Genomic DNA, 4,835 nt, shown 5'->3' with positions numbered 1-4,835 from the left:
ATCACCAGACCACAAATCCTGAGCGGTAGACTCTTTTATCCCATCTTTGCGCTGATGGTTACACTGAGCGTAAAAATGGTAGGGGTCTACCTGGTATTCAGTGCCTTGATTATGCCTGCTCTGGCCATCAATCAATTGTCAGGCAGGAAAGCGCTCACTCTGGGATATATAGCAGGACTAGCGGGACTGATTCTGGGACTGGTACTGTCGAGTCTTTATGACTTGCCTGGTGGGGCGACGATTGTCGTTAGTTTGGCAATTGTCTGTCTGGTTTTCAGATTTTTCCAAAGATAAGCAAGTGTCGATTACTGGGAGGCTGACCGAGAATAGCGTCCGAGCATAAAATTCAGTGGAAAAGATGGCCGTTCTTTCTGGGTTTTAGGCCGGGCTGTCTATTCTCGGTCAGGCTCCCAGGTCAAAGACCCAGTAATCGAGTTATCGTAAAGAAGTAAATCAGCATTCCGGTGATATCGACTACAGATGCCAGAACCGGGCTCACCAGAACGGCTGGATCCAGCCTGAATCCTCTGGCCACCAGCGGCAACAAACAACCCAGTGTCGTATAAATAATAACCTGAACAGAGTTCGGACTGAGCTTGTTGAAGCCCAATACCAAAACCCTTCGACAAGCTCAGGGCGAACGAAGTCCGGGTGAAAATCGGGAAGTTATTTAGGACAAATCCCTAATCTGTAGCTTCAGGGGAAATCAGGAAGTTATTTCAGGACTATTCCTAAAAGCTTCTTCAATACCCTTGCCATATCCGTCTGGAAAAAACGAACGTTTTTCCAGACGGATATGGCAAGGCAAGATTTAATCTACTGGGATACTTGCTTTCACTTCTTCCAGCTGTTGGATTAAGCAATCTATTGCCTCTCTTTTTGTCTCATTGCTTAATTGATCCATTGCAGCCAGCTGAGCACCAATATCATCAATGCCATTACTTAACTCACGTATTTGAAGCGATAATGACTCCTGCTCATCGACAAGTTGAGCCACAGTGTAAGGTTTTTTTACAAGTAAAGGCCTGTCGGGTTGATCCTCATTCAAGTGGGGCCTTTTGGAGGAAGAGGAATGCCCTTCCTTAACTTCTGGGTCAGCAAAAGAAACATTCAGCGCATCAGTATCATCACTCAAGCATCTCTTTTTTTGGACTACAGTTCTTGATGTGGAAATATCACCCATATGATGAAGTTGAATGGGTGTGAATGGAGTTGAGGGGCCCAACGAACTTTCTGGCATTGTTCTCGATACTTCTTGTAGATCCTTGATATAACGAGTAACGCCCCGAATAACTTCCACTTTGCTTAATTTTTCTCCTCCCTCTGGTATTTTTTGTCGAAGGGTATCAAGAGCTTTATTAATATCTGAAACTCGCTGTCTTTCGCGGGCACTATTTGCCATTTTTATTGGGTCTTGTTTGCTGCCAATAATCGGTTTAGAAGTCGGAATCATAGCTTACATCCTTTTATTTAGTATTTTCTAAGCATCCTTTGATGCTTTTGATGCTTTGTTTAGATGAAAGTTTCTTTTGATGCTTTGTTTAGATGAAAGTTCCTTTCGATGCTTTGTTTAGCAAAATCGTCGTAAACCCTCACCCAATCGGGCAGGGATATAAGACGGGAACGCGCAGAGCGTTCCGCCTTCAAGTGGGTACAGGTCATTCGGATGTGTTCTGACTGTTCTCCAGCGCTACAGGCAAAGTAAGGCCGTACGCATTTATCAAACACCAGAACAGGCTGATTTTCTCAATCGTCAGTTGGGTGCTGTGCGCTTTGCGTGGAACAGAGCGCTCGCGATCAAGACTCATTACTACAAGATACGGGAACAGAACCTCTCCCCGAAAAAAGACCTGAAGCCATTGCTGGCGACTGCCCAGATTGCTGTCATGGGGGCTATTGTCGCTCATATTCTTTCAATGATGCATGCTCACAACCATGATTTCCACGATGGTTCCAACGGGCTAGCGGTGCTCATGCCCTACCTCTTTTCCATTGCCGGAGCAGGTCTGATCGCACTGCTGGCAAAGTATGCAGAAAAAGAGCTGGAGGCCATTATTGGCTGTATTTACGTGGTCTCTGCAGCGTCCATTACCCTGCTTCTGGCCAGTGATCCACATGGAGCTGAGCATATTTCCAGAGCGTTGAACGGACATATTCTCTGGCTCAGCTGGCAAGATATGCTGATTCCCGGAGTGGTGAGTCTTGTGTTTCTGGCCGGTGCTATCACCAGACCACAAATCCTGAGCGGTAGACTCTTTTATCCCATCTTTGCGCTGATGGTTACACTGAGCGTAAAAATGGTAGGGGTCTATCTGGTGTTCAGTGCCTTGATTATGCCTGCTCTGGCCATCAATCAATTGTCAGGCAGGAAAGCGCTCACTCTGGGATATATAGCAGGACTAGTGGGACTGATTCTGGGACTGGTACTGTCGAGTCTTTATGACTTGCCTGGTGGGGCGACGATTGTCGTTAGTTTGGCAATTGTCTGTCTGGTTTTCAGATTTTTCCAAAGATAAGCAAGTGTCGATTACTGGGTCACAGGCCCAGTAATCGAGTTACCGTAAAGAAGTAAATAAGCATTCCGGTGATATCGACCACAGATGCCAGAACCGGACTCACCAGAACGGCTGGATCCAGCCTGAATCCTCTGGCCACCAGCGGCAACAAACCACCCAGTGTCGTAGAAATGATGACCTGAACAGAAATAGCCAGACCTATCGCCAGCCCGATACTGTATATATTCATGCCTTCAGGCAGAGGTACATCTCCGCTGAACAGGACTACCCGTCCAACAATGACTGAAGCCAGAACTCCGGCAATCAGAAGTGAAATCCTGAACTCTTTCCAAAGCACTTTTGCCCAGTCATTCAGTGTAATGGCATTTGTCGCCAGAGCCCGGACTACCAGTGTGGCTGCCTGAGAGCCAGTATTTCCACCCGCTGCAGCGACAACAGGCATATAGACTGCCAGCAGAATTAAAGCGCTGATAGCATCTTCATATTTGGAGATAATTAAACCGGACACAATCCCCATCAAGGCCAGGCCTACAATCCAGCCGACTCTCTCACGCACATGAGAGAGAACACTGTTGTCCAGATAGCCACCTACAGGTTCGGCTTCGCTANTTCAGTGCCTTGATTATGCCTGCTCTGGCCATCAATCAATTGTCAGGCAGGAAAGCGCTCACTCTGGGATATATAGCAGGACTAGTGGGACTGATTCTGGGACTGGTACTGTCGAGTCTTTATGACTTGCCTGGTGGGGCGACGATTGTCGTTAGTTTGGCAATTGTCTGTCTGGTTTTCAGATTTTTCCAAAGATAAGCAAGTGTCGATTACTGGGTCACAGGCCCAGTAATCGAGTTACCGTAAAGAAGTAAATAAGCATTCCGGTGATATCGACCACAGATGCCAGAACCGGACTCACCAGAACGGCTGGATCCAGCCTGAATCCTCTGGCCACCAGCGGCAACAAACCACCCAGTGTCGTAGAAATGATGACCTGAACAGAAATAGCCAGACCTATCGCCAGCCCGATACTGTATATATTCATGCCTTCAGGCAGAGGTACATCTCCGCTGAACAGGACTACCCGTCCAACAATGACTGAAGCCAGAACTCCGGCAATCAGAAGTGAAATCCTGAACTCTTTCCAAAGCACTTTTGCCCAGTCATTCAGTGTAATGGCATTTGTCGCCAGAGCCCGGACTACCAGTGTGGCTGCCTGAGAGCCAGTATTTCCACCCGCTGCAGCGACAACAGGCATATAGACTGCCAGCAGAATTAAAGCGCTGATAGCATCTTCATATTTGGAGATAATTAAACCGGACACAATCCCCATCAAGGCCAGGCCTACAATCCAGCCGACTCTCTCACGCACATGAGAGAGAACACTGTTGTCCAGATAGCCACCTACAGGTTCGGCTTCGCTACTGATTAAGCCTAACGCCAGACTGATCTGTCTGGCTCGGACTTCGTGCCCCGTCTCTTCAAGCTGTTCCAGAAGTTCATTAACAACACTGAAAGGCGTTTCAGACAAAACGTCAGTCGCCTGATTCAAAGTAAGACCGACTAGAAATTCAGTACGATCCTCCAACGACAGCCGGCGCATGAAAGCCAAAGCCTGCTGGAGATCGAATTCTGTGTCACTTACTACCGGCTGTTCAAATACAGCCATATCTACTGCTGCCATAGCGATCCTCCCGGATAGGCAAATAGATACCTCATGATAACCAGCGAATGACAAACGAGTGTCACAGCAAAAGTCTATAGAACAGCTAAGGTCCAATACTTTAAAGCCAGGGGCTGGTTTCTAATGACTGAGTGAGTAAGAAGTGAGACAGAGAAGGGAATTCATTGCCGAAGTTCTGGTAGCTCCGACTGAATGCAGGATACCGTCAGAAGTTCAATTCACTCCTTACTTTCGTACTCGGAGGTTGATCGGTATCCATAATGCATCCTGATAACTTTAACGGGAAATAACTGCCAGCTGAACCCACTTATTTAAGTGGGAGTGGCTAATGGCGGAGGATCATACTCCTGAAGAAAAAGACTGGCAAGATCGTACTAGTACTAGGAGGCTGACCGAGAATAGCGTCCGAGCATAAAATTCAGTAGAACGAGTCAGCTTTTTCACTGAATTTGTGCGAATAGTTGACCTATTTAAGCAAATTCAGTGGAAAAGATGACCGTTCTTTCTGGATTTTAGGCCGGACTGTCTATTCTCGGACAGGCTCCTAGGAGGCTGACCGAGAATAGCGTCCGAGCATAAAATTCAGTAGAACGAGTCAGCTTTTTCACTGGATTTGTGCGAATAGTTGACCTATTTAAGCAAAT

General features: G+C 47.0%; 7 protein-coding genes. 3 read left to right on the top strand and 4 right to left on the bottom strand.

The window, feature by feature from the left end:
• On the top strand, positions 1 to 294 hold a 294-nt coding region (locus GZ78_RS26165), incomplete at its 5' end, for a metal ABC transporter permease (protein WP_236631703.1).
• Between the two features lie 121 nt (positions 295 to 415).
• On the opposite strand, the gene GZ78_RS26160 is transcribed toward GZ78_RS26165, so the two are convergent.
• Both GZ78_RS26160 and GZ78_RS26155 read right to left on the bottom strand, forming a co-directional pair.
• Complete coding sequence (locus GZ78_RS26160; RefSeq protein ID WP_034843092.1) at positions 416 to 610, bottom strand: magnesium transporter; 195 nt, start codon at positions 608 to 610, stop codon at positions 416 to 418.
• Positions 611 to 811: 201 nt separating this feature from the next.
• Entirely contained in the window at positions 812 to 1,453 is a 642-nt protein-coding gene (locus GZ78_RS26155) for a basic helix-loop-helix domain-containing protein (RefSeq protein ID WP_034843090.1), read from the bottom strand.
• 220 nt (positions 1,454 to 1,673) lie between these two features.
• Here GZ78_RS26155 and GZ78_RS26150 point away from each other — a divergent pair, with 220 nt between their 5' ends.
• Complete coding sequence (locus GZ78_RS26150; protein ID WP_081870060.1) at positions 1,674 to 2,516, top strand: helix-turn-helix domain-containing protein; 843 nt, start codon at positions 1,674 to 1,676, stop codon at positions 2,514 to 2,516.
• A gap of 19 nt (positions 2,517 to 2,535) precedes the next feature.
• Here the strand turns inward: GZ78_RS26150 and GZ78_RS26145 are convergent, their stop codons facing one another.
• Entirely contained in the window at positions 2,536 to 3,072 is a 537-nt protein-coding gene (locus tag GZ78_RS26145; protein ID WP_201772809.1) for a magnesium transporter, read from the bottom strand.
• Positions 3,073 to 3,140: 68 nt separating this feature from the next.
• Between GZ78_RS26145 and GZ78_RS31105 the strand changes: the two genes are divergently transcribed.
• Positions 3,141 to 3,323, top strand: coding sequence for a metal ABC transporter permease (locus tag GZ78_RS31105; protein WP_034843085.1), 183 nt, complete (start codon positions 3,141 to 3,143; stop codon positions 3,321 to 3,323).
• 19 nt (positions 3,324 to 3,342) lie between these two features.
• Here the strand turns inward: GZ78_RS31105 and GZ78_RS26135 are convergent, their stop codons facing one another.
• Complete coding sequence (locus GZ78_RS26135) at positions 3,343 to 4,191, bottom strand: magnesium transporter (RefSeq protein ID WP_034843082.1); 849 nt, start codon at positions 4,189 to 4,191, stop codon at positions 3,343 to 3,345.
• Positions 4,192 to 4,835 lie beyond the last annotated feature (644 nt).

It is taken from the genome of Endozoicomonas numazuensis (genome assembly GCF_000722635.1).
In the GTDB taxonomy this organism is placed as follows: domain Bacteria; phylum Pseudomonadota; class Gammaproteobacteria; order Pseudomonadales; family Endozoicomonadaceae; genus Endozoicomonas_A; species Endozoicomonas_A numazuensis.
This window is presented reverse-complemented; position numbering and strand designations above follow the sequence as displayed.